23 protein-coding genes are annotated in these 20151 nt (G+C 73.2%); 6 read left to right on the top strand and 17 right to left on the bottom strand.

The features are described from left to right. The first annotated feature begins 2 nt into the window (after nucleotides 1–2). Nucleotides 3–908, top strand: coding sequence for a hypothetical protein (locus ABD948_RS07430; protein WP_345264183.1), 906 nt, complete (start codon nucleotides 3–5; stop codon nucleotides 906–908). A 49-nt stretch (nucleotides 909–957) separates the two neighbouring features. On the opposite strand, the gene ABD948_RS07425 is transcribed toward ABD948_RS07430, so the two are convergent. The 9 genes from ABD948_RS07425 to ABD948_RS07385 form a co-directional block, all read right to left on the bottom strand. Further along, nucleotides 958–1179, bottom strand: coding sequence for a hypothetical protein (locus tag ABD948_RS07425; RefSeq protein ID WP_345264181.1), 222 nt, complete (start codon nucleotides 1177–1179; stop codon nucleotides 958–960). Between the two features lie 106 nt (nucleotides 1180–1285). Next, nucleotides 1286–2152 (bottom strand): bifunctional DNA-formamidopyrimidine glycosylase/DNA-(apurinic or apyrimidinic site) lyase, encoded by an 867-nt coding sequence (gene mutM / locus ABD948_RS07420; protein WP_345264179.1) that lies wholly within the window; start codon nucleotides 2150–2152, stop codon nucleotides 1286–1288. A 7-nt stretch (nucleotides 2153–2159) separates the two neighbouring features. Beyond that, nucleotides 2160–2819: a ribonuclease III gene (gene rnc, locus ABD948_RS07415; protein WP_425576546.1), complete on the bottom strand. Its 660-nt coding sequence runs from the start codon at nucleotides 2817–2819 to the stop codon at nucleotides 2160–2162. A gap of 74 nt (nucleotides 2820–2893) precedes the next feature. Continuing rightward, the gene (rpmF, locus tag ABD948_RS07410) at nucleotides 2894–3079 is read right to left on the bottom strand and encodes a 50S ribosomal protein L32 (RefSeq protein ID WP_345264177.1); all 186 of its coding nucleotides are present in this window, start codon (nucleotides 3077–3079) and stop codon (nucleotides 2894–2896) included. A gap of 1 nt (nucleotide 3080) precedes the next feature. After that, entirely contained in the window at nucleotides 3081–3665 is a 585-nt protein-coding gene (locus ABD948_RS07405) for a YceD family protein (protein WP_345264485.1), read from the bottom strand. Between the two features lie 104 nt (nucleotides 3666–3769). After that, a complete protein-coding gene (gene coaD, locus ABD948_RS07400) occupies nucleotides 3770–4249 on the bottom strand; it encodes a pantetheine-phosphate adenylyltransferase (RefSeq protein ID WP_345264175.1) in 480 nt (159 codons plus the stop codon). Nucleotides 4250–4252: 3 nt separating this feature from the next. After that, nucleotides 4253–4837 (bottom strand): 16S rRNA (guanine(966)-N(2))-methyltransferase RsmD, encoded by a 585-nt coding sequence (gene rsmD / locus ABD948_RS07395; RefSeq protein ID WP_345264173.1) that lies wholly within the window; start codon nucleotides 4835–4837, stop codon nucleotides 4253–4255. Further along, the gene (locus ABD948_RS07390; protein ID WP_345264171.1) at nucleotides 4834–7089 is read right to left on the bottom strand and encodes an ATP-dependent DNA helicase RecG; all 2256 of its coding nucleotides are present in this window, start codon (nucleotides 7087–7089) and stop codon (nucleotides 4834–4836) included. The genes rsmD and ABD948_RS07390 overlap by 4 nt, the downstream gene beginning before the upstream one ends. 32 nt (nucleotides 7090–7121) lie before the next feature. After that, entirely contained in the window at nucleotides 7122–8813 is a 1692-nt protein-coding gene (locus tag ABD948_RS07385; protein WP_345264169.1) for a DAK2 domain-containing protein, read from the bottom strand. 170 nt (nucleotides 8814–8983) lie between these two features. Between ABD948_RS07385 and rpmB the strand changes: the two genes are divergently transcribed. Continuing rightward, nucleotides 8984–9169: a 50S ribosomal protein L28 gene (gene rpmB, locus ABD948_RS07380; protein WP_345264167.1), complete on the top strand. Its 186-nt coding sequence runs from the start codon at nucleotides 8984–8986 to the stop codon at nucleotides 9167–9169. A 180-nt stretch (nucleotides 9170–9349) separates the two neighbouring features. On the opposite strand, the gene ABD948_RS07375 is transcribed toward rpmB, so the two are convergent. Continuing rightward, nucleotides 9350–10333, bottom strand: a complete 984-nt coding sequence (locus ABD948_RS07375; RefSeq protein ID WP_345264165.1) for a thiamine-phosphate kinase — start codon at nucleotides 10331–10333, stop codon at nucleotides 9350–9352. Between the two features lie 144 nt (nucleotides 10334–10477). Between ABD948_RS07375 and ABD948_RS07370 the strand changes: the two genes are divergently transcribed. Both ABD948_RS07370 and ABD948_RS07365 read left to right on the top strand, forming a co-directional pair. Next, entirely contained in the window at nucleotides 10478–10714 is a 237-nt protein-coding gene (locus tag ABD948_RS07370) for an Lrp/AsnC family transcriptional regulator (RefSeq protein WP_345264163.1), read from the top strand. A gap of 65 nt (nucleotides 10715–10779) precedes the next feature. Then, complete coding sequence (locus ABD948_RS07365) at nucleotides 10780–11241, top strand: DUF3515 family protein (RefSeq protein WP_345264161.1); 462 nt, start codon at nucleotides 10780–10782, stop codon at nucleotides 11239–11241. A gap of 13 nt (nucleotides 11242–11254) precedes the next feature. Here the strand turns inward: ABD948_RS07365 and ABD948_RS07360 are convergent, their stop codons facing one another. Next, entirely contained in the window at nucleotides 11255–12415 is a 1161-nt protein-coding gene (locus ABD948_RS07360) for a D-alanine--D-alanine ligase family protein (protein ID WP_345264159.1), read from the bottom strand. Between the two features lie 32 nt (nucleotides 12416–12447). On the opposite strand from ABD948_RS07360, the gene ABD948_RS07355 reads away from it, so the two are divergent. Beyond that, nucleotides 12448–13557, top strand: a complete 1110-nt coding sequence (locus tag ABD948_RS07355; RefSeq protein ID WP_345264157.1) for a trans-sulfuration enzyme family protein — start codon at nucleotides 12448–12450, stop codon at nucleotides 13555–13557. 136 nt (nucleotides 13558–13693) lie between these two features. On the opposite strand, the gene ABD948_RS07350 is transcribed toward ABD948_RS07355, so the two are convergent. Next, a complete protein-coding gene (locus ABD948_RS07350) occupies nucleotides 13694–14701 on the bottom strand; it encodes an NAD(P)H-dependent glycerol-3-phosphate dehydrogenase (RefSeq protein WP_345264155.1) in 1008 nt (335 codons plus the stop codon). After that, nucleotides 14698–15486 carry a lysophospholipid acyltransferase family protein gene (locus ABD948_RS07345; protein WP_345264153.1) on the bottom strand — a complete coding sequence of 263 codons (789 nt, stop codon included), beginning with the start codon at nucleotides 15484–15486 and terminating at the stop codon, nucleotides 14698–14700. The genes ABD948_RS07350 and ABD948_RS07345 overlap by 4 nt, the downstream gene beginning before the upstream one ends. Nucleotides 15487–15559: 73 nt before the next feature. Here ABD948_RS07345 and cofC point away from each other — a divergent pair, with 73 nt between their 5' ends. Then, nucleotides 15560–16195, top strand: a complete 636-nt coding sequence (cofC, locus tag ABD948_RS07340) for a 2-phospho-L-lactate guanylyltransferase (protein WP_345264151.1) — start codon at nucleotides 15560–15562, stop codon at nucleotides 16193–16195. 73 nt (nucleotides 16196–16268) lie between these two features. Here the strand turns inward: cofC and ABD948_RS07335 are convergent, their stop codons facing one another. From ABD948_RS07335 to leuC, 4 genes are all read right to left on the bottom strand, one after another. Continuing rightward, nucleotides 16269–16970 carry an HU family DNA-binding protein gene (locus ABD948_RS07335; RefSeq protein WP_345264149.1) on the bottom strand — a complete coding sequence of 234 codons (702 nt, stop codon included), beginning with the start codon at nucleotides 16968–16970 and terminating at the stop codon, nucleotides 16269–16271. 154 nt (nucleotides 16971–17124) lie between these two features. Beyond that, a complete protein-coding gene (locus ABD948_RS07330; protein ID WP_345264147.1) occupies nucleotides 17125–17946 on the bottom strand; it encodes an alpha/beta fold hydrolase in 822 nt (273 codons plus the stop codon). An 87-nt stretch (nucleotides 17947–18033) separates the two neighbouring features. Continuing rightward, complete coding sequence (leuD, locus tag ABD948_RS07325; RefSeq protein WP_345264145.1) at nucleotides 18034–18636, bottom strand: 3-isopropylmalate dehydratase small subunit; 603 nt, start codon at nucleotides 18634–18636, stop codon at nucleotides 18034–18036. A gap of 14 nt (nucleotides 18637–18650) precedes the next feature. Beyond that, complete coding sequence (leuC, locus tag ABD948_RS07320) at nucleotides 18651–20075, bottom strand: 3-isopropylmalate dehydratase large subunit (RefSeq protein ID WP_345264143.1); 1425 nt, start codon at nucleotides 20073–20075, stop codon at nucleotides 18651–18653. Nucleotides 20076–20151 lie beyond the last annotated feature (76 nt).

Below are 20151 nucleotides of genomic sequence, written 5' to 3'. Positions count from 1 at the left end.
CGATGCGACGCCTCACCACTGCTCCCGGCACGGCCCTGGCGGCCGCGCTCGCGAGCCTGCTGCTGGCCGGGTGCGCCTCCTCGGGCGACGACCCCGCGGCGCAGCCGCTGGAGGAGCCCACCGTCACGGTGACCCCGCGGGTGGCCGAGCCGGGCGAGACCCACTCCCACGGCGAGGGCATCGGCGACGGCACCACCGCCGAGGCCGCCGGCTACCGGATGAGCGACCTGCGCGTGCCGCGCTTCAGCGGCTCGCCGGGCGAGCTGTCGTTCCGGATCCTCGACGCCGAGGGGCAGCCGCTGCGCGACTACACCGAGCAGCAGACGAAGGCGCTGCACCTCTACGTGGTGCGTGAGGACCTGCAGGACTTCCGACACGTGCACCCCGTGCTCGACGACGACGGCACGTGGCGGGCGCGGGTCAACCTGGCCGGCTCCGGGCGCTACCGCGCGATCGCGGAGTTCGCGCCGGCCGACGGCGGCGTCGCCGAGGGCGAGCACGTGCTGCTGGGCGCCACCGCGACGGTCCCGGGCGGCTGGACGCCCGAGCCGGTCTCCGCCACCAGCACCGAGAGCGACGGCGCGCTCGAGGTCAGCACCGACGCCGAGCTGGCCAGCGGTCCCGAGGGCAGCCTCGAGCTGCGCCTGAGCGACCCCGAGGGCGCCGACGACTCCGAGCCGCCCCAGCTGGAGAGCTACCTGGGCACCAGCGCCCACGTCACGGGCTTCGACGTCGAGACCGGGGCGGTGACCCACCTGCACCCGCTCGGCACGCCCGAGACCGACGGCGCGCAGACGGTGCTGGAGCTGCACACCGAGATCGACGAACCCGGGCGGATGCTGTTCTTCGTGCAGGTGCGACGCGCGGGGTTCGTGCACACGGTGCCGGTCACCACGACCGTGGTCTGACCGGGCCACCGGGTGCGGCCCGGGCCGCACGGACCGGACCAGCCAGCCGTCAGGCGGGCTGCATCTCCTGCGCCTGCTCGGTGATCTGCGCCTGCAGGCGCTCGTCGAGCAGCTCGGCGGCGCGGGCGGCCACCAGGCGGTCGTTCTCCTCCGAGAGCCGCAGGACCAGCGCCTCGAGCTCGGCGACGCGGGCACGCAGCCGCGCGTTGTCCGAGGCCAGCCGCGGGTCGCGCAGGTCGCTGTTCAGGTAGCCGATCAGCGCCTTGGCCATGTGGTCGTGCCTTTCATCGATCGAACGTCACGACGGTGCGATCGTGACGGGTGGTGCCGGCCCCGTTCGGGCCGTCTACAAGAGTCCCACCGGCACCCGCCCCCGGTCAAACCACCCGTCGGCGCCGCGGCACGGGCTGACAGCGGGGGCAGAAGAAGCTGGAGCGGTTCATGAAGGCGACCCGGCGGATCGGGGTGCTGCACCGGTCGCAGGGCTCGTCCTGGCGGCCGTAGGCGTGCAGCGAGCGGTCGAAGTAGCCGGACTCGCCGTTGACGTTGACGTAGAGAGCGTCGAAGGAGGTGCCGCCCTGCGCGAGGGCCTCCCCCATCACCTCGCGGCAGCGGGCCAGCAGCTCGTGCACCTGGCGCGAGGTGAGTCGGTCGCCAGGGCGCTCCCCGTGCAGCTGCGCGCGCCACAGCGCCTCGTCGGCGTAGATGTTGCCGACCCCGGAGACCAGGCCCTGGTCCAGCAGCAGCCGCTTGACGCCGGAGGAGCGCTGACGCACCCGGACCACGAAGGCGTCGTCGTCGAACCCGGGGTCGAGCGGGTCGCGGGCGATGTGGGCGATCTCGGGCGGCAGCTCGGCGCCACCGGTGCTCACCAGCAGGCCGCCGAACATCCGCTGGTCCACGAAGCGCAGGTCGCGGCCCGGTGCGGGACCGTCGGCCAGCATCAGCCGCACCCGCAGGTGCCGCTCGGGCGCGGCGTCGATGGGCTGCACGAGCATCTGGCCGCTCATGCCGAGGTGGGCCAGCAGCGCGTCGCCGTTCTCCAGCGGCAACCACAGGTACTTGCCGCGGCGCCGGGCGCCGACCAGGCGCCGTCCGGCCAGGGCCTCGGCGAAGCCCTCGGGCCCGCGGGGGTCGCGACGCACCGGGCGCGGGTGCAAAACCTCGACGGAGGTGACGGTGGCACCGACGACGTGACGCTCGAGGCCGGCCCGGACGACCTCGACCTCGGGCAGCTCCGGCACGGTGTGCTCAGTCCAGCGGGGCGCCGGTGTCGGCGAGCCCCAGCGAGGAGCTGACGGCGCGGTAGGCCGTCTCGGCCGCGGCCTGCTCGGCCTCCTTCTTGGAGCGGCCCACGCCGTTGCCGTACAGCTCGCCGGCCACACGGACCTGCGCGGTGAAGGTCTTCATGTGGTCGGGCCCGTCGTCGGTGATGACGTACTCGGGCACGCCGAGCGCGTGCTCGGCGGAGATCTCCTGCAGCGAGGTCTTCCAGTCCAGTCCCGCCCCGAGCGCCGAGGCGGCCTCGATGAGCGGGTCGAAGAGCAGGTGCACCACGTCGGCGGCAGCCGTGAGGCCCCCGCTGAGGTGCACGGCACCGATCACGGCCTCGACGGTGTCGGAGAGGATCGAGGCCTTCTCGCGACCGCCGGTGGTCTCCTCGCCGCGACCGAGCTTGATCTCGCGCCCCAGCCCGATGGCACGCGCGACCTGGGCCAGCGCCCGAGCGTTGACGACGGCCGCGCGCAGCTTGGCCAGACGCCCCTCGGAGAGGTCCGGGTGCATCAGGTAGAGCGTCTCGGTGACGACGACGCCGAGCACCGAGTCGCCGAGGAACTCCAGCCGCTCGTTGGTGGGCAGCCCACCGTTCTCGTAGGCGAAGGAGCGGTGCGTGAGGGCACGCTCGAGCAGCTCGGGGTCCAGGACGGGGTCCCCGAGCGCCGTGCGCAGCTCGACGTGCTGGTCGAGCTGCGACTCGGTGTCGGTCAGAGCACCTGGCGGCGGTCGGACCGCGCGCCGTACTGACCGCAGGTGCCGCAGGCACGGTGGGGCAGGTGCTTGGCCGCGCAGGCGGGGTTGGCACAGGTCACCAGGGTGGGCGCGGTCGCCTTCCAGGCCGACCGGCGGTGCCGGGTGTTGCTGCGCGACATCTTCCGCTTCGGGACTGCCACTTCATGCTCCTCGTTCGTCGTTGTCCGGGTCCTGCGTCAGGCCGGTCTGCGTCAGGGCGGTCAGGCCGGCCCACCGCGGGTCGATCGGGTCCTCGTGGCCGTGGTCGGGGTCGTCGGCCAGGCGTGCACCACACTCGGTGCACAGTCCGGGACAGTCGTCCTCGCACAGCGGCTGGAAGGGTAGTGCGAGCACCACCGCGTCCCGCAGCAGGGGCTCGAGGTCGAGCAGGTCGTCCTCGAGCAGGCTGACCTCGTCGTCCTCCTCGGCGGGCTCCCGGTCGCGGATGTCGTCGTAGACGTACAGCTCCTGCAGCTCGACCTCGACGTCGTCGTCGATCTCGCGCAGGCAGCGCACGCACTCGCCGACGAGGGCGGCTCGCGCCGTCCCCGTGACCAGGACCCCCTCCAGGACCGCCTCGAGGCGCAGGTCGAGCTCGACCGGCGTTCCCTCGGCGACCCGCAGGACGTCGATGCCCAGATCCGCCGGCGCCGGCACCGTCAGCTCCACCTCTCGCTGGGACCCCGCGCGGCGGCCGAGCTCGCGGGTGTCGAGCACGAGCGGCGCTCGGGGGTCCAGGCCAGACAAGGGCTTCACTTCCGGTTCCGGGCACGTCAGATCCAGCGAGGAGCGTATCCGCCCGGGTGGACCGCGACCAAACCGCGGGCTCCCGAGCCGGGTGTCGGCTCTCGTCAGGCCTGGCGCAGCCGATCGACGAGGGCGGTGTTGACGAAGTCGGGCACGAGCGCGGAGACGTCGCCGCCGAAGCGCGCCACCTCCTTGACCAGCGAGGAGGCCAGGAAGGACCACTCGGGGCTGGTGGGGATGAAGACGGTCTCGACGTCGGTCAGCGAGGCGTTCATCTGCGCCATCTGCAGCTCGTAGTCGAAGTCGCTCACCGCGCGCAGGCCCTTCACGATGGCGTGGATCTGGTGCTCGCGGCAGAAGTCGGTGAGCAGGCCGGTGAAGCCGTCGACGCGCACGTTGGGCCAGGGGGCGCAGGCCCGCTCGAGCATGCCCAGGCGTTCCTCGGGGCTGAAGAGACGGTTCTTCGACGGGTTGACCCCCGCGGCCACCACCACCTCGTCGAACAGCGCGGCCGCGCGGCCGACGATGTCGAGGTGGCCGTGGGTGACCGGGTCGAAGGACCCGGGGCAGACGGCTCGGCGCACTACTCAGACCTCTTCCGGGGGTGGGCTCGCGGCGGCGCGACCGTACCAGAGCGTGGTCTCGCCGTAGCGGCGCGAGCGCCAGGCCTCGACCAGCGCCGGCCAGCGCGGCTCGGGGCTGCGCGAGCCGCGCTCGACCACCACCAGCGCGTCCGGCGCCAGCCAGCCCGCCGCGAGGCTCGCGAGCACCTCGGCCAGCTCCTCCTCGCCCAGCGGGTAGGGCGGGTCCATCAGCACCAGGTCGTAGCGCTCCTGCGCCGCAGGCGGCGTGGCGAGCACCGCGTCGACCGCCCGGGCGCGCAGGTCGACCGGCGCACCGAGGTCGCGCGCGTTGAGCTCGATGACGGCGATCGCGCGCCGCTCGTGCTCCACCAGCGTCACCGCCTCCGCCCCGCGCGACCACGCCTCGAGCCCCAGCGCACCGGACCCGGCGTAGAGGTCGAGCACGCGCAGCCCCTCCCACGTGCCGGCCCAGGCCTGGACGGCGGAGAAGAGCGCCTCGCGCACCCGGTCGCTGGTGGGCCGGGTGCCCTCGCCGGGCGGGGTGCGCAGGCGGCGTCCGCCCGCGCTGCCGCCGATGATCCGGGTCACGACTTGTCGATGAAGTCGGAGACCTGGGAGGCCTCGAGCTCGGTGACCTCGCGGGCCAGCAGCGGGTGGGCCTCCAGCTCGGGGTCGCCCTCGAGCAGCCCGACGGCGGCCCCGCGCGCCTCGAGGATCGTCTCCTCGTCGCGCAGCACCTTGAGCCGCCGCAGCTGCGAGCGCCCACCGGACTGCCGGCTGCCCAGCACGTCGCCCTCCCGGCGCTGCTCGAGGTCGAGGCGGCTGAGCTCGAAGCCGTCGGTGCTGTCGGCCAGCGCCCCGAGCCGGATCATCGACGGGGACTCGACCCCCTCCCCGATGCGCGTGTGGGTGACCAGCAGGCAGAGCCCCGGCAGGCCACCGCGACCGACGCGACCGCGCAGCTGGTGCAGCTGGGAGACGCCGAAGCGGTCGGCGTCGAGGATCACCATGGTGGTGGCGTTGTGCACATCGACGCCGACCTCGATGACCGTGGTGCTCACCAGCACGTCGATCTCGCCGGCGGCGAAGGCCGTCATCGTGGCGTCCTTCTCCTCCGGCGCCATCCGCCCGTGCAGCCGCTCGACGCGCAGACCCGCCAGCGGGCCCGTGGAGAGCAGCGGCGCGACGTCCTCGACGGCGGCCAGCGGCACCTCGTCGTCCTCGCCCGCGGGCTGTCCGTCCTCGTCGAGCTCGACGACGCGCAGGGTGCCGGGCTCGAGCTCCTCGACCGAGATGCGCGGGCAGACCACGTAGACCTGGTGCCCGCGCCCGACCTCCTCGCGCACCCGCTCCCAGACCCGGGTGATCCAGCCGGGGTGCTCGCGCAGGTTGACCACCGAGGTCTGGATGGGGGCGCGGCCGGCGGGCAGCTCGTCGAGCGTGGAGGTCTCGAGGTCGCCGAAGACGGTCATGGCCACCGTGCGCGGGATGGGCGTGGCGGTCATGACCAGCACGTGCGGAGGGTCGATGCCCTTGGCGGTCAGGGCGGCGCGCTGCTCGACGCCGAAGCGGTGCTGCTCGTCGACGACGACGAGCCCGAGGTCGGCGAACTGGACGGTGTCCTCGAGCAGGGCGTGCGTGCCCACCACCAGACCGGCCTCGCCGCTGGCGATCCGCAGCAGCCGCTCGCGACGCTGACCCTTGGTGAGCGAGCCGGTCAGCAGCTCCACCTGGGTGCCGACGGCGGAGCCGCCGAGCATCCCTCCGGAGGCGAGCTCGCCCATCATCGCCGTGATGGAGCGGTGGTGCTGCTGCGCCAGGACCTCGGTGGGGGCCAGCAGCGCCGCCTGCCCGCCGGAGTCGATCACCCGCAGCACCGCGCGCACCGCCACGAGGGTCTTGCCGGAGCCGACCTCGCCCTGGAGCAGGCGGTTCATCGGGTGCGGCCGGGCCAGGTCGGTCTCGATCTCGGCCCCCACCCGGCGCTGGCCGGCGGTGAGCTCGAAGGGCAGCTGCGCGTCGAAGGCGGCCAGCAGGACGCCGTCGCCGCCGTCGCGGGTGCGGGTGCCGACGGACTGCTGGGCACGCCGACGACGGGCCAGCACCAGCTGGGTCACCAGCGCCTCCTCGAACCGGAACCGGCGCAGCGCGGCCTCGGCCTCCGGGGGCGTCGCGGGGGCGTGCACCTGGCTGTAGGCGGTGCGCAGGTCGACCAGGCCGTGCGCCTCGCGCACGGCCTGCGGCAGCGGGTCCTCGGGCACCTCGACCAGGGTGCGGGCGAAGGTGACGGCGCGTTCGAGGTCCCAGGTGAAGACCCCCTTGGTGAGCGGGTAGATCGGGTACAGCGGTGGCAGCGAGGCCACCGAGGAGAAGAAGTCGGACTCGAAGAGGAACATCACCGGGTTGGTCAGCTGCCACCGGTTCTGGAAGCTGCTGACCTTGCCCAGGAACAGCCCCCGCTGGCCCGCGCGGTACTTCTGCTCGAAGTGCTCGGCCATGTGCTTGCCCTTGGCGAAGAACGTCATGCCCAGCCGGGCGCCGAGGTCGCCCCCGGAGCCACCGGTGGCCAGCACGGCCTCCACCCGGTAGCCGGTGCGGCCGCTGCGCCGGTCCTGGTAGGTCTTGAGCTCCGAGCGCTCGATCTCGCCGACGACGGTGATCAGCTGGCCCGGGTAGAGCTTGCCGAGCCGGGTCAGCTCCGCGGTGGGCAGGTAGCGGCGCGGGAAGTGGTCGAACAGGTCGCCGACGGTGTGCAGGCCGAGCACCTGGGTGATGCGCTTGGCCTTCTGCGGACCGACGTCGCCCAGGACGGTCGCGACCGGCGAGTCGAAGGTGATCACGGGGGCTCCTGCTACTGGGCTGCTCTGGACTGCTACTCGACGGACAGCAGGAGCGGGTAGCGCTCCTGGCCCCCGTCGTACACCACGGCGTCGACAGTGGGGTGCTCGGCGTCGAGCCAGTCGGCCACCCGCTGCGCCAGTCCGGCCCCGCCCTCACCTTCCACCAGGGTCACCAGCTCGCCGCCACCGGCGAGCAGGCGGGCGATCACGTCGGTGGCGACGGCGTGCAGGTCCTCCCCCACCACCACGAAGTCGCCCTCGATCACGCCCAGCACGTCGCCGGGCTCGCAGGGGCCGGCCATGGTCATCGCGGCACGGGCGGCCACGGTGACGGCGCCGTGGCGGGCGTGCCGCGCGGTCGCCGTCATCTCGAGCACGTCCTTGTCGAAGGGGCGACCCGGCTCGTGCACCGCCAGGGCGGCCAGGCCCTGCACCTGGGCGACCGTCGGGATGACCACGACGCGCAAGCCGTGGTCGGTCTCGGCCGTGCGCGCGGCGATCTCGGCCACCCGCACCGAGTCGTGGTCGTTGGGCAGCACCACCACCTCGCTGGCGCCGCAGGCCCGGACCGCCTCGAGCACCTGGCCCGCCGAGGGGCGCTGCCCCGGCCCCCCGCGCACCACCGTGGCGCCCGCCTCCTCGAAGAGCGAGGCCAGCCCCGGCCCCGCGGCCACCGCCACGATCGCGCGTCCGGTCGGCGCCGCCGCCGCGCGCGCCCCGGCGACCTGCTCGGCGAAGTGCGTGACGCGCACCCGGTGCGGTCGACCGGCCTCGATGCCGGCCTCGATGGCCGCACCGACGTCGTCGACGTGCACGTGCACGTTCCACAGCCCCTCGCCGCCGACGACGACCAGCGAGTCGCCCAGACCGGACAGCCTCGCGCGCAGCGCGGTCACCGCCTGCTCCTCGGCGTCGAGCAGGTACATCACCTCGTAGGCCGGACCGTCGGCGGTCAGGTCACCCGCCGTCGGCGCACCCGCCCCGGCGGGTGGCACGGGGTGCGGCACGGGGATGTGGTGGCTGCCCAGCACCGCAGGCACCGGCACCGGACGACGCCCGGTCAGCGCGGTCTCGGCGGCGTCGAGGATCACGCACAACCCCCGTCCGCCGGCGTCCACGACCCCCGCTGCCGCCAGCACCGGCAGCTGCTCGGGCGTGCGGGCCAGCGCCTCGCGCGCCGCCGCAGCGGCGGCGGTGAAGACGTCGCGGGCCCGCGCCCCGGGCTCGGAGGACCGGGCGCGCGCGGCCTCGGAGGCAGCGCGGGCGACGGTGAGCATGGTGCCCTCGACCGGCTCGCCCACCGCGGCGTAGCTGGCCTCGGTGGCGCGGTGCAGGGCGTCGGCCATGATCTCGGCGTTGCGCTCGGTCGGCGTCGCGTGCGCGATGCGGCGCACCACGGCCCCGAGCATCTCGCTGAGGATCACCCCGGAGTTGCCCCGAGCTCCCAGCAACGCCCCCCGGGCCAACATCGTCAGGGCCTGCTCGCGGCCCGGTGAGGTCTCGCGCCCGGTGCCGTCGAGCCCGGCGACGGCCTCGCGGACGGCGTCGCGCGCGGCCGAGACGGTCAGCAGCATGTTGGTGCCGGTGTCGCCGTCGGGCACCGGGTAGACGTTGAGGGCGTCGATCTCCTCGCGCGCACCCGCCAGCGCCTCGGCGGCGATGTCGACGAAGCGCAGCACCACCGCCACGGAGATGGGCCCTCCGCGGGGCGGTGCCGGTTCCATGCCGCCGTAGACTAGGGCCTGCTCATCCTGCCCCCGCCCACGGCACGATTTCGGGGCACGGCGCACGGTCCGATACTCTTGCTCGGTTGCCCGCTCGCGGGCCCCGACCGTCTGGTCGACCGAACCACCTCGGTCCACCTCGAACCACCCTCGATCCCAGGAGTCATCCCGTGGCTGCCGTGTGCGACATCTGCGCCAAGAAGCCGAGCTTCGGCAACAACCGCCCGTGGTCCCGCAAGATCACCAAGCGCCGCTTCGACCCCAACATCCAGCGGGTCCGCGCCACGGTGAACGGCACCCCGAAGCGTCTCAACGTGTGCACCGGCTGCCTCAAGGCCGGCAAGGTCACCCGCTGACCCTGCAGCACCCCTGACCTCCCGGCGCTCGACGCCGGACCGGGACCGCCGACCCCTCGGGGTCGGCGGTCCCTGTGCGTCCGGGGTCGTCTGGTGGAGGTCCTGTGGTGGGTGTGCCCGCGCCGGTAGCACGGCCGGTCCCACCCACCACAGGACACCAGCTCGGCACCCACGCCCGCCTCAGAAGTGCGTCCACCCGGTGGCGCCCTCGTGCACGGCCCCGTCGACGGTGACGGCGGGGCCCTCGGCGCCCGACCAGCCCGCCTCGTGCACCTCGCCCACCACGATCCAGCCCATCGGCAGCGCGGCGGTGCTCGGGAAGGTCGCGAGCAGCGCGTGGTCGTCGCCACCACCGAGCACCAGCTGCAGCGCGTCGACGCCCGTGGCCGCGGCCACGGCCTGCAGCGGCTCCGGCAGGTCGAAGGCCTCGGCGCGCAGGTCCAGGTGCACCCCGGAGGCGTGGGCGAGGTGGCCGGCCTCCGAGAGCAGGCCGTCGGAGACGTCGATCATCGCGGTAGCACCCGCCTCGGCCCCCTCGCGACCCGCCGCGTACGGCGGCTGCGGGCGCCGGTAGGCCTCCACCAGCGCGCGCGGCGAGCGGAACCCGCGCCCGAGCACCGCCAGGCCGCCGGCGGCCCAACCCTGACGACCCGCGAGCGCGACGACGTCGCCCGGCTCGGCGCCCGAGCGCAGCAGCGGCGCCTGGGTGCAGGCGCCCAGCACCGTGACCGCGATGACCACCTGGTCGGCGCGGGTGAGGTCGCCGCCCACCACCACCGCACCCACCTGCGCGCACTCCTCGGCGAAGCCCGCGGCCATCTCCACGGCCCACGAGACCGGCAGGTGGGGCGGGGCCGCCAGACCCAGGGTCAGCGCGGTGGCCCGCCCGCCCATGGCGTTGATGTCGGAGAGGTTCTGCGCGGCGGCGCGGTGCCCGACGTCGGCGGCACCGGCCCAGTCGCGCCGGAAGTGGCGACCCTCGACCATCAGGTCGGTGCTCACCACCACGTGACCGACCTTGACCCGCAGCACCGCGGCGTCGTCGCCCGGCCCGACCAGCACCTGCTCGTCCTGCGGGAACAGCGCCACCAGGCGGTCGATGACGCCGAACTCCCCCAGGTCGGCCAGGGTCGGTTCGGAGGCGGCGGGCGTCGACGGGGGCATGCCCCCATCCCACCAGAACCCGGCCGCGTGGCACCGCCGGGGCGGCGCGGCCTGCCTACCCGGCGGCGGGTGGATCAGGGTAGGTTCGCCCTGCACGTCCTGCACACCGCAACGATGCGTGAACGAGGCGAGGGAGAAGCTCTCATGGTCGTCCAGGCCTACATCCTGATCCAGACCGACGTCGGCAAGGCCGCCGAGGTGGCCAAGGCCATCGCCCAGATCACCGGGGTCACCCTCGCCGAGGACGTCACCGGTCCCTACGACGTGATCGTGCGCGCCGAGGCCCGCAACGTCGACGAGCTCGGCAAGCTGGTGGTCTCGAAGGTGCAGAACCTCGACGGCATCACCCGCACGCTGACCTGCCCGGTCGTCCACATCTGAGCACCCCGGACCGAGCGCTGGCCGGTACCGCGACGTCGCGACGCCCCGGGTCCTCCCGGGGCGTCGTGCTGTGCTCGCTGGCCGCGTCGCTGCTGGCCGGCTGCAGCGCGGACCCGGTGCGCGTCGACCCACCCCCGCTGCCGGCCGACCTGGAGCCGGCCTGCCGCGCCTTCCTCGACGACCTGCCGCCGACGCTGGCCGAGGAGGAGCCCGCCGAGGTCGAGCCCACGGGTGTGCTGGCCGCCGCCTACGGCGACCCGGCGATCGTCGTCACCTGCACCGACGCCGCCCCGCCGGAGTTCGACCGGTTCTCGGCGTGCGACCAGGTCAACCAGGTGGGCTGGTTCGTGCCCGAGTCGCAGGTCGACGAGCCCGAGGGCGACGTCGAGGTGTACGCGCTGAGCCACAGCCCCATCGTGCGGCTGGAGGTGCCCGGCGAGTACCGGCCCAACGGGGTGGCGGCAGCGCTCGCCGAGCTGGCCGAGCCGATCCGTGCCCACCTGACCCAGATCGGTCCCTGCCTGTAGTCCTGCCGAGCGGTCAGCGCAGGCCGGTGTCGCGGGCCAGCGCCAGCTCGACCAGGCGCTCCACCAGCGCCGGGTAGTCCAGCCCCGAGGCCGCCCACATCCGCGGGAACATCGAGAGCGGCGTGAAGCCCGGCATGGTGTTGAGCTCGTTGACGACCAGGGCGCCGTCGGGCAGCAGGAAGAAGTCCACGCGCGCCAGGCCCTCGCAGCCCACGGCCTCGAACGCCCGGCGCGAGAGCTCCTGCACGCGTGCCACCACCTCGTCGGGCAGGTCGGCGGGCACGTCGAGCTCGGTGGCCTCCTCGGGCAGGTACTTGGCCTCGAAGTCGTAGAAGTCGTGCTCGCCGGTGATCCGGATCTCGGCCGGCAGGCTGGCCTCCAGGCCGCCCCCGGGGGTGCCGAGCACCTCGAGCACCCCGCACTCCACCTCGCGGGCCCCCTCGGCCGAGACCTCCACCAGCACCTTGGGGTCGTGGCGCAGCGCCTCCTCGACGGCCGGCGCGAGGTCGTCCTCGGAGCGCACCTTGGAGATCCCGATGCTGGAGCCGCCCCGGGCGGGCTTGACGAACACGGGGTACCCGAGCGCAGCCACCCGCTGCCGCTGGCCGGCCTCGTCGTCGGCCCAGCCGCGGGCGGTCACGGTGACGCCGGGCATCAGCGGCAGCCCGGCCGCGGCCAGCACCACCTTCATGAAGGCCTTGTCCATGCTCACCGCGGAGGCGAGCACGCCGGCTCCCACGTAGCGCACGCCCGCCATCTCGAGCATGCCCTGGATGGTGCCGTCCTCGCCCCACGGACCGTGCAGCAGCGGCAGCACGACGTCGACCTCGCCCAGCGCGCGGGGGGGCTGCCCGGCCTCCTGCACCACCAGGTCGGTGGCCGAGCCCGTGTGCGCCAGCGCCACCGGCTGCGCCTGCTCGTCGACGGCGGGGAGGCGGTCGGGAGCGGTGATGCGCAGCCGCTCCGGCTCCGCGGACTCCAGCACCCAGCGGCCGTCGCGGGTGATGCCGATCGGCACCACGTCGTAGCGGGCGGGGTCGAGCGCGGCCAGCACGCTGCCGGCGGTCACGCACGAGATGGCATGCTCGCTGGAGCGGCCGCCGAACACCACGGCGACACGGGGCCGGCGGGACGTCGCGCTTGCTCCGTCGGGGCTGTCGTCGGGGGCGTTCATCGCGGCTGACCCTACCTATCTAGGCTCGGTGCATGCCCGCTGACTCGCCCGCCGACCCGCCCCTCCTGCGTCCGGCCACCCTCGCCGTGACCGCGGGGCGCCCCTCCCCCGAGCCCGACCAGCCGTTCAACGAGCCGCTGACGATGGCCTCCACCTACGTCGCCGGCGGCGACCGCGAGTACGGGCGCTACGGCAACCCCACCTGGACGGCGTTCGAGGAGGCACTGGGTGCTCTCGAGGGCGGCCGGGCGCTCTCGTTCGCCACCGGCATGGCGGCGGTCTCCACCGTGCTCGACCTGGTCGGCCACGAGGGTCTCGTCGTCGCGCCGCGGCACGCCTACCAGGGCAGCATCGTGGCCCTGGGCGACCTGGAGGCCCGCGGCCGGATCCGGGCACGCCTGGTCGACGTCACCGACACCCCCGCCTTCGCGGCCGCGTGCGCCGACGCCGCCCTGGTGTGGCTGGAGTCGCCCACCAACCCCGCGCTCGAGGTGGCCGACCTGCCCGCGCTCATCGCCGCGGCCCACGACGCCGGCGCGCACGCCGTCGTCGACAACACCTTTGCGACACCGGTGCTGCAGCGCCCGCTCGAGCTCGGCGCCGACATCGTCGTGCACTCGGCCACCAAGTACCTCGGCGGCCACAGCGACCTGCTGCTGGGCGCACTCGTGACCCGCGACGACGAGCTGCACGGCGTCCTCAAGGGCCGCCGCGACCTCGTGGGCGCCACCCCCGGCACGCTCGAGGCCTGGCTGGCCCTGCGCGGCCTGCGCACCCTCCCGCTGCGCATGGAGCGCGCCTGCGTCAACGCCGCCGAGCTGGCCCGCCGCCTCGAGGGGCACCCCGCCGTCGCCGAGGTGCGCTACCCCGGCTTCGGCGCCATCGTGGCCCCGGTGCTCGCCGGCGGCGAGCTGGCCGGCGACCTGCTGAGCCGCCAGACCCGCCTGTGGGTGCACGCCACCTCCCTCGGCGGCGTCGAGTCCACGCTCGAGCGCCGTCGCCGCTGGCGCACCGAGGCCGCCACCATCCCCCAGGGACTGGTCCGTCTCTCGGTGGGCATCGAGGACGTCGAGGACCTCTGGGCCGACCTCGAGCAGTCGCTGGACCGGCTGGTCACCGAGCGGCCCGACACCGCTGGTTGAGCGGCACCACTGCGCGGTCCGTGAGTTGGCGGGTTTCGACTCGCCTGACGCGGCTTCGCAGGCTCAGCCGCGGGCTCGCTCAACCTTCGCTCGCCCACGCCGTCCCCTCCTTCGTCGGGGACGGCTGCTCGCTCGTTCAGTCCGTCTCGGCCTTGGTGTCGCGACGGAGGAACCCGTCCATGCACTCGGTGGCGGTGAGGCGACCGGCGACGACCTCGTCGACACTCTCGGCGATCGGGACGTCGACGCCGGCCTGCTCGCCGAGGGCGCGCAGCGAGGAGCAGGACTTGGCGCCCTCCGCCACCTGGCGGGTGGAGGCGTAGATCTCCTCGGTGCTCAGGCCCTGGCCCAGCTTCTCGCCGAAGGTGCGGTTGCGCGAGAGCGGCGAGGAGCAGGTGGCCACCAGGTCGCCGAGCCCGGCGAGACCCATCAGGGTCAGCGGGTTGGCTCCGAGCTTCATGCCCAGCCGCGCGGTCTCGGCGAGCCCACGGGTGATCACCGAGGCGGTGGTGTTGTCGCCGAAGCCCAGGCCGACGGCCATGCCGACCGCGAGACCGACGACGTTCTTGTAGGCGCCGCCCAGCTCGCAGCCCAGCACGTCGACACTCGTGTAGGGCCGGAAGGCCGGGCTGTGGCAACGGTCCTGCAGCATCCGCGCCACCGACTCGTCCTCGCACGCCACCACCGAGGCGGCGGGCTCGCGACGCGCGATCTCCTTGGCCAGGTTGGGTCCGCTGATCACCGCGATCCGGTCGGGCTCGGCGCCGGTCACCTGGTGGATGACCTCGCTCATCCGGTTGAGGGTGCCCAGCTCGACGCCCTTCATCAGCGAGACGAACACGGCGTCGCGCTCCGCGAAGGGCGCCCACTCCTCCAGGTTGCCGCGCAACGTCTGGGAGGGCGTGGCCAGCACCACGATGTCCGCACCGTGCAACGCCTTCTCGACGTCGTGCGTGGCGCTCACGCGCGGCGGCAGCTCGACGCCCGGCAGGTAGTCGGGGTTCTCCCGACCGTCGTTGATGGCGGCGGCCACCTCCTCGCGGCGCGCCCACATCGTCACCTCGTTGCCGCCGTCGGCGAGGACGATCGAGAACGCGGTGCCCCACGATCCCGCACCGAACACCGCGATCTTGCCGTGGCTCATGACGCGTTCCTCCGCAGGTCGTCGTGCTGGTCGTCGGGTCGGTCGTCGCCCTGCTGTGCCCGGTGCCGGACCCAGTCGAAGCGCTCCTCGGGCGGGGTCTCGCCACGCACCTCGGCGACGAGCTCGGTGATGGCGTCCATGATCCGCTCGGTGGCCTCGTGGATCACCTGCGGGGAGATCTCACGGGCGCGCAGGTCCTCGAGAGGCACGGGGTCTCCCACCAGCATGGTGATGGTGGAGCGGGGGAACAGGCGCGGCTTCGTGGCGTAGGGGGCGAGCAGCGTGTGGGCACCCCACTGCCCGACGGGGATCACCGGGCAGCCCGTGGCGAGAGCGATGCGCGCAGCGCCGGACTTGCCGGTCATCGGCCACAGGTCGGGGTCGCGGGTGATCGTGCCCTCGGGGTAGACCACGACGCACTCGCCGGCCTGCACCGCCTCGACGGCGGCCGCGTAGGCGCCGACGGCGTGCCGGCTGCTGCGCTGCACCGGGATCTGCCCCGCACTGCGCAGGAAGTAGCCCAGCACCCGCCCGCGGAAGAGCCCCGCCTTGGCGAGGTAGCGCGGCTCCCGACCGTGGTCGTGCACGAGGTGCGCGGCGGTGAGCGGGTCCACGTGCGAGATGTGGTTGAGCACCAGCACGCAGCCCCCGGTGGCGGGGATCTTGGTGCCCTCGCGCCAGTCGGGCCGGGTGAAGGCGAGGTACAGCGGCTTGAGGATGGCGGCACCGACCACGAACGGCCAGCTGCGCCGACGCTGCATCGGACGGACGGGACGGAACCTCACGAGGACGAACGCTACCCCGGCCGGACCCCGGACCACGTGAGCCTCGGTGCTCACCTCGCGCGATGATGGGGGCATGCGCTCGCGCTTCGTGACGGTGGTGCCCGTCAAGCCACCCACGGTGGGCAAGTCACGCCTGGAGGTCGGTGACCCGGAGCGCCGTCGCGCCCTGGCGAGCGCCTTCGCCCTCGACACGGTGGCCGCGTGCCTGCGCGCCGAGGAGGTGGGGCAGGTGCTCGTGGCCACAGACGACGCGGCGTTCGCCCGTGACCTCCACGCCCTCGGCTGCCACGTGGTGCCCGACGGCGACACCAACGACCTCAACGCCGCCCTGCGACAGGCAGCGGCCGAGGCGCACCGCCGCTGGAGCCACCTCGTGCCGGTCGCGGTGTGTGCCGACCTGCCCGCGCTGCTCCCCCACGACCTCGACGCAGCGCTGTCGCAGGTGGACGCCACGGGGCCGGCGTTCGTCGCCGACGCGGAGGGCTCGGGCACCACGGTGTACCTGGCCCCCTACGCGCGGTTCGAGCCGCGCTTCGGCCCGGGATCCGCGCAGGCGCACCGAGCCGGAGGCGCGCTGGAGGTGTCGGGCGAGCTCGCCTCCCTGCGTCACGACGTCGACGACCTGGCCGGGCTGGACCTCGCCCGCACGCTCGGCCTCGGGCCCGCCACCCAGCTGGCGATCGCCGGCATGGGTGGTCTCTCCGGCTGACCGGACGACCGCCGCGCACGACGACGGGCCGCCCTCCTCGCGGAGAACGGCCCGTCGTTGACGTGCAGGTGGGTCAGGACTTCTTGGCGGTGGCCTTCTTGGCCGGCGCCTTCTTGGCGGTGCTGGTCTTCTTGGCGGGCGCCTTCTTGGCCGCCGTCGTCGTCTTCTTCGCCGGCGCCTTCTTGGCCGCCGTGGTGGTCTTCTTGGCCGGCGCCTTCTTGGCGGTGCTGGTCTTCTTGGCGGGCGCCTTCTTCGCGGCCGTCGTGGTCTTCTTCGCCGGCGCCTTCTTGGCCGCCGTCGTGGTCTTCTTCGCCGCGGTCTTCTTGGCGGGGGCAGCCTTCTTGGCCGTGGTGGCCTTCGTGGCCGGAGCAGCCTTCTTCGTCGACGTGCTCTTGGTGGGAGCCACCTTCTTGGCCGCGGCTGCCGCCTTCTTGGCGGGAGCCGCTGCCTTCTTGGCGGCGGGGGCCGCTGCAGCCGCCGTCAGCCGCGGCAGCTTCTTCGCGCCGGAGACGACGTTCTTCAGGTCGGCACCCGCGGTGAACTTGGGCACCGAGGTCTTCTTGGCCTTGATCCGCGCGCCGGTCTGGGGGTTGCGCACCCAGCGCGCCTCGCGAACCCGCTTCTCGAAGGAGCCGAACCCGGTGATCGCGACCTTCTCACCCTTGGCCACCTCACGAGTGATGGTGTCCAGGACCGAGTCGAGCGCGTGGGCTGCGGCCTTGCGGTTCCCCTCGAATCGCCCGGACAGGGCGTCGATGAGCTGAGTCTTGTTCACTAGCTTCCCTTCCAATGAACCGAGTGCCGAGCCGGTGCTCGACTGATACAAGCCGTCACGCTAGGCACTCTGGTGCGCGCCCACAATCACCACGCCGGTAAGTTGTCAACTTTTTCCGGCCCGTGGTTGAGCGGATCCACGGCTGCCGACCGCCTCAGGAGTCGAGGAAAGCCAGCAGGTGCTGGTTGAACTCCTGCGCGTGACTCACGTTGAAGCCGTGCGGGGCGTCCTCGACGACGACCAGCTTCGCGCCCGAGATCGCCTCAGCTGAGCGGTTTCCGGAGACCTCGACCGGCACGGTGCCGTCGGAGTCGCCGTGGATCACCAGCGTGGGCACGGAGATCTTGGCCAGGTCCTCGCGGAAGTCGGTGCGCGCGAACGCGTCGATGCAGCCCGTGAGCCCCTCCATGACTGCGGGCCGCGTGAGGGCCAGCGCCTCCTGACGCTGCTCCTCGCTGACCTTCAGGTCGTCGCCGGCGCTGAAGAAGCCGGTGGTGAACTCGTCAAGGAACCCGTCGCGGTCCGACGCGACGCCCTGCTTCATGCCCTCGACGTCCTCGTCACCGAGACCGCCGTCGGGGTTGTCGTCGGTCTTGAGCAGGTAGGGCGGCACCGCAGCGGCCAGCACCGCGGAGCGGATCCGCTCGTCGCCGTGCGCGCCGAGGTAGCGGGCCACCTCGCCACCGCCCATCGAGAATCCCACGATCGTGGCGTCCCGCAGGTCCAGGCCCTCCAGGACCCCCGCCAGGTCGGCGGAGAGCGTGTCGTAGTCGTAACCGCTGCTCGGCTTGTCGGAGTCGCCGAAGCCACGGCGGTCGTAGGTCACGACGCGGTAGCCGGCGTCGGTGAGCGCCGGCACCTGCTCGGACCACGAGGCACCGCTGAGCGGCCAGCCGTGGATGAGCACGACCGGGCGTCCCTCGCCGCCGGTGTCGGTGTAGCTGAGGGTGATGCCGTTGCTGTCGATGGTGGGCACGAAACAGTCCTCTCGTCGGTGCCGGGGAGCAGCGCCGCGGTCTGCGGCGTCAACTGGTCGGTACCCACCGCGAGGTTGGGTAGTGCACTACCTGATGGTGACCGGCTTCCACGTGGGCCGCTGCGCCTCGTGCGTCGCGATGTCCTCGTCGTGACCGAGCGTGATGCCGATGTCGTCGAGGCCCTCGAGGAGCCGCCACCGCGTGTAGTCGTCGATGTCGAAGGAGTCCTCGATCGCGTCGGGACCGTCACCGGCGCGCACCGTGCGCGACTCCAGGTCGACGGTCACGGTGGCGCCGGGCTGGGACTCCAGCAGGTCCCACAGCCGCTGCACGACCTTCTCGTCGACCTGCGCCGCGAGCAGTCCGGCCTTGCCGGAGTTGCCCCGGAAGATGTCGGCGAAGCGCGGGGAGATGACGGCGCGGAACCCGTAGTTCTGCAGGGCCCACACGGCGTGCTCGCGCGAGGAGCCGGTGCCGAAGTCGGGGCCGGCCACCAGCACGGAGCCGGAGCTGTAGGGCTCCCGGTTGAGCACGAACGAGTCGTCCCCGCGCCAGGCGGCGAAGAGACCGTCCTCGAAGCCGGTGCGGGTCACGCGCTTGAGGTACACCGCCGGGATGATCTGGTCGGTGTCGACGTTGCTGCGGCGCAGCGGGACGCCGATGCCGGTGTGGCTGGTGAACTTGTCCATGGTGACGTCTCCGTTCAGACGGCCGACGGCGCGGCGGCCGGCGAGAGGTCGGCGGGCGAGGAGAGCGTGCCGCGCACGGCGGTGGCCGCGGCGACCGGCACCGAGACCAGGTGCGTGCGGCCACCCTTGCCCTGACGCCCCTCGAAGTTGCGGTTGGAGGTGGAGGCGCTGCGCTCACCGGGCTGCAGGGTGTCGGGGTTCATGCCCAGGCACATCGAGCAACCTGCCCCGCGCCACTCCGCCCCGGCCTCCTTGAAGATCACGTCGAGGCCCTCCTGCTCGGCCTGCATGCGCACGCGCACGGAGCCGGGCACCACGAGCAGGCGGGTGTCGGCGGCGACGGTGCGGCCCTGGATGATCTCGGCGGCCAGACGCAGGTCCTCGATCCGGCCGTTGGTGCACGAGCCCACGAACACGGTGTCGACCTTCACCTCGCGCATGGGGGTGCCCGCCTCGAGCGCCATGTACTCCAGAGCCTTCTCGCACGCGATCCGGTCCTGCTCGTCCTCGAAGCTCTCGGGCGCGGGCACGGCACCGCCGAGCGGGACGCCCTGGCCGGGGTTGGTGCCCCAGGTGACGAACGGCGTCATCGTCGAGGCGTCGAGCACGATCTCCTGGTCGAACTCGGCGTCATCGTCGGTGACCAGCGAGCGCCAGTGCGCGACGGCGGCGTCCCAGTCGGCACCCTGCGGGGCCTCGGGGCGGCCCTCGATGTAGTCGAAGGTGGTCTGGTCGGGAGCGATCAGACCCGCCTTGGCACCCCACTCGATGCTCATGTTGCACACCGTCATCCGACCCTCCATCGAGAGCTCCTCGATGGCCTGGCCGCGGTACTCGACGATGTAGCCCTGCCCCCCACCGGTGCCGGTGTGGGTGATCAGCGTGAGCACGAGGTCCTTGGCGGTGACGCCGGGAGGCAGGCTCCCGTTGACGGTCACGGCCATCGTCTTGGGCTTGGCCTGCATCAGCGTCTGCGTCGCGAGCACGTGCTCGACCTCGGAGGTGCCGATGCCGAAGGCGATCGCGCCGAACGCACCGTGCGTGCTGGTGTGGCTGTCGCCGCACACGATCGTCATGCCCGGCTGGGTGAGACCCAGCTGCGGACCGACGACGTGCACGATGCCCTGCTCGACGTCGCCCAGCGGGTGCAGGCGCACACCGAACTCCTCGGCGTTGCGGCGCAGCGTCTCGACCTGCGTGCGCGAGACCGGGTCGGCGATCGGCTTGTCCCAGTCGAGCGTGGGCACGTTGTGGTCCTCGGTGGCCAGCGTCAGGTCGGGGCGGCGCACCGTGCGACCGGCCAGGCGCAGACCTTCGAAGGCCTGCGGGCTGGTGACCTCGTGGATGAGGTGGAGGTCGATGTAGAGCAGGTCCGGCTCCCCCGGCTTGGATCGGACGACGTGCTCGTCCCACACCTTCTCCGACAGCGTCCTGCCCATCTGCGCGACTCCTCCAGCTGCTGTGCTCGTCCGGCCGACCTCGTCGTGCGAGGCCCTCCGCGTTCTCGTCGAGCGT

Source organism: Nocardioides nanhaiensis (genome assembly GCF_039542785.1).
Classification (GTDB): domain Bacteria; phylum Actinomycetota; class Actinomycetes; order Propionibacteriales; family Nocardioidaceae; genus Nocardioides; species Nocardioides nanhaiensis.
This window is presented reverse-complemented; position numbering and strand designations above follow the sequence as displayed.

Coding starts and splice junctions, on each gene's coding strand:
- ABD948_RS07355 (WP_345264157.1), top strand. CDS start 12,448: ATGCCCGCTGACTCGCCCGCCGACCCGCCCCTCCTGCGTCCGGCCACC.
- ABD948_RS07370 (WP_345264163.1), top strand. CDS start 10,478: ATGGTCGTCCAGGCCTACATCCTGATCCAGACCGACGTCGGCAAGGCC.
- leuD (WP_345264145.1), bottom strand. CDS start 18,636: ATGGACAAGTTCACCAGCCACACCGGCATCGGCGTCCCGCTGCGCCGC.
- ABD948_RS07430 (WP_345264183.1), top strand. CDS start 3: ATGCGACGCCTCACCACTGCTCCCGGCACGGCCCTGGCGGCCGCGCTC.
- leuC (WP_345264143.1), bottom strand. CDS start 20,075: ATGGGCAGGACGCTGTCGGAGAAGGTGTGGGACGAGCACGTCGTCCGA.
- ABD948_RS07375 (WP_345264165.1), bottom strand. CDS start 10,333: ATGCCCCCGTCGACGCCCGCCGCCTCCGAACCGACCCTGGCCGACCTG.
- ABD948_RS07425 (WP_345264181.1), bottom strand. CDS start 1,179: ATGGCCAAGGCGCTGATCGGCTACCTGAACAGCGACCTGCGCGACCCG.
- ABD948_RS07350 (WP_345264155.1), bottom strand. CDS start 14,701: ATGAGCCACGGCAAGATCGCGGTGTTCGGTGCGGGATCGTGGGGCACC.
- ABD948_RS07385 (WP_345264169.1), bottom strand. CDS start 8,813: ATGGAACCGGCACCGCCCCGCGGAGGGCCCATCTCCGTGGCGGTGGTG.
- ABD948_RS07360 (WP_345264159.1), bottom strand. CDS start 12,415: ATGAACGCCCCCGACGACAGCCCCGACGGAGCAAGCGCGACGTCCCGC.
- cofC (WP_345264151.1), top strand. CDS start 15,560: ATGCGCTCGCGCTTCGTGACGGTGGTGCCCGTCAAGCCACCCACGGTG.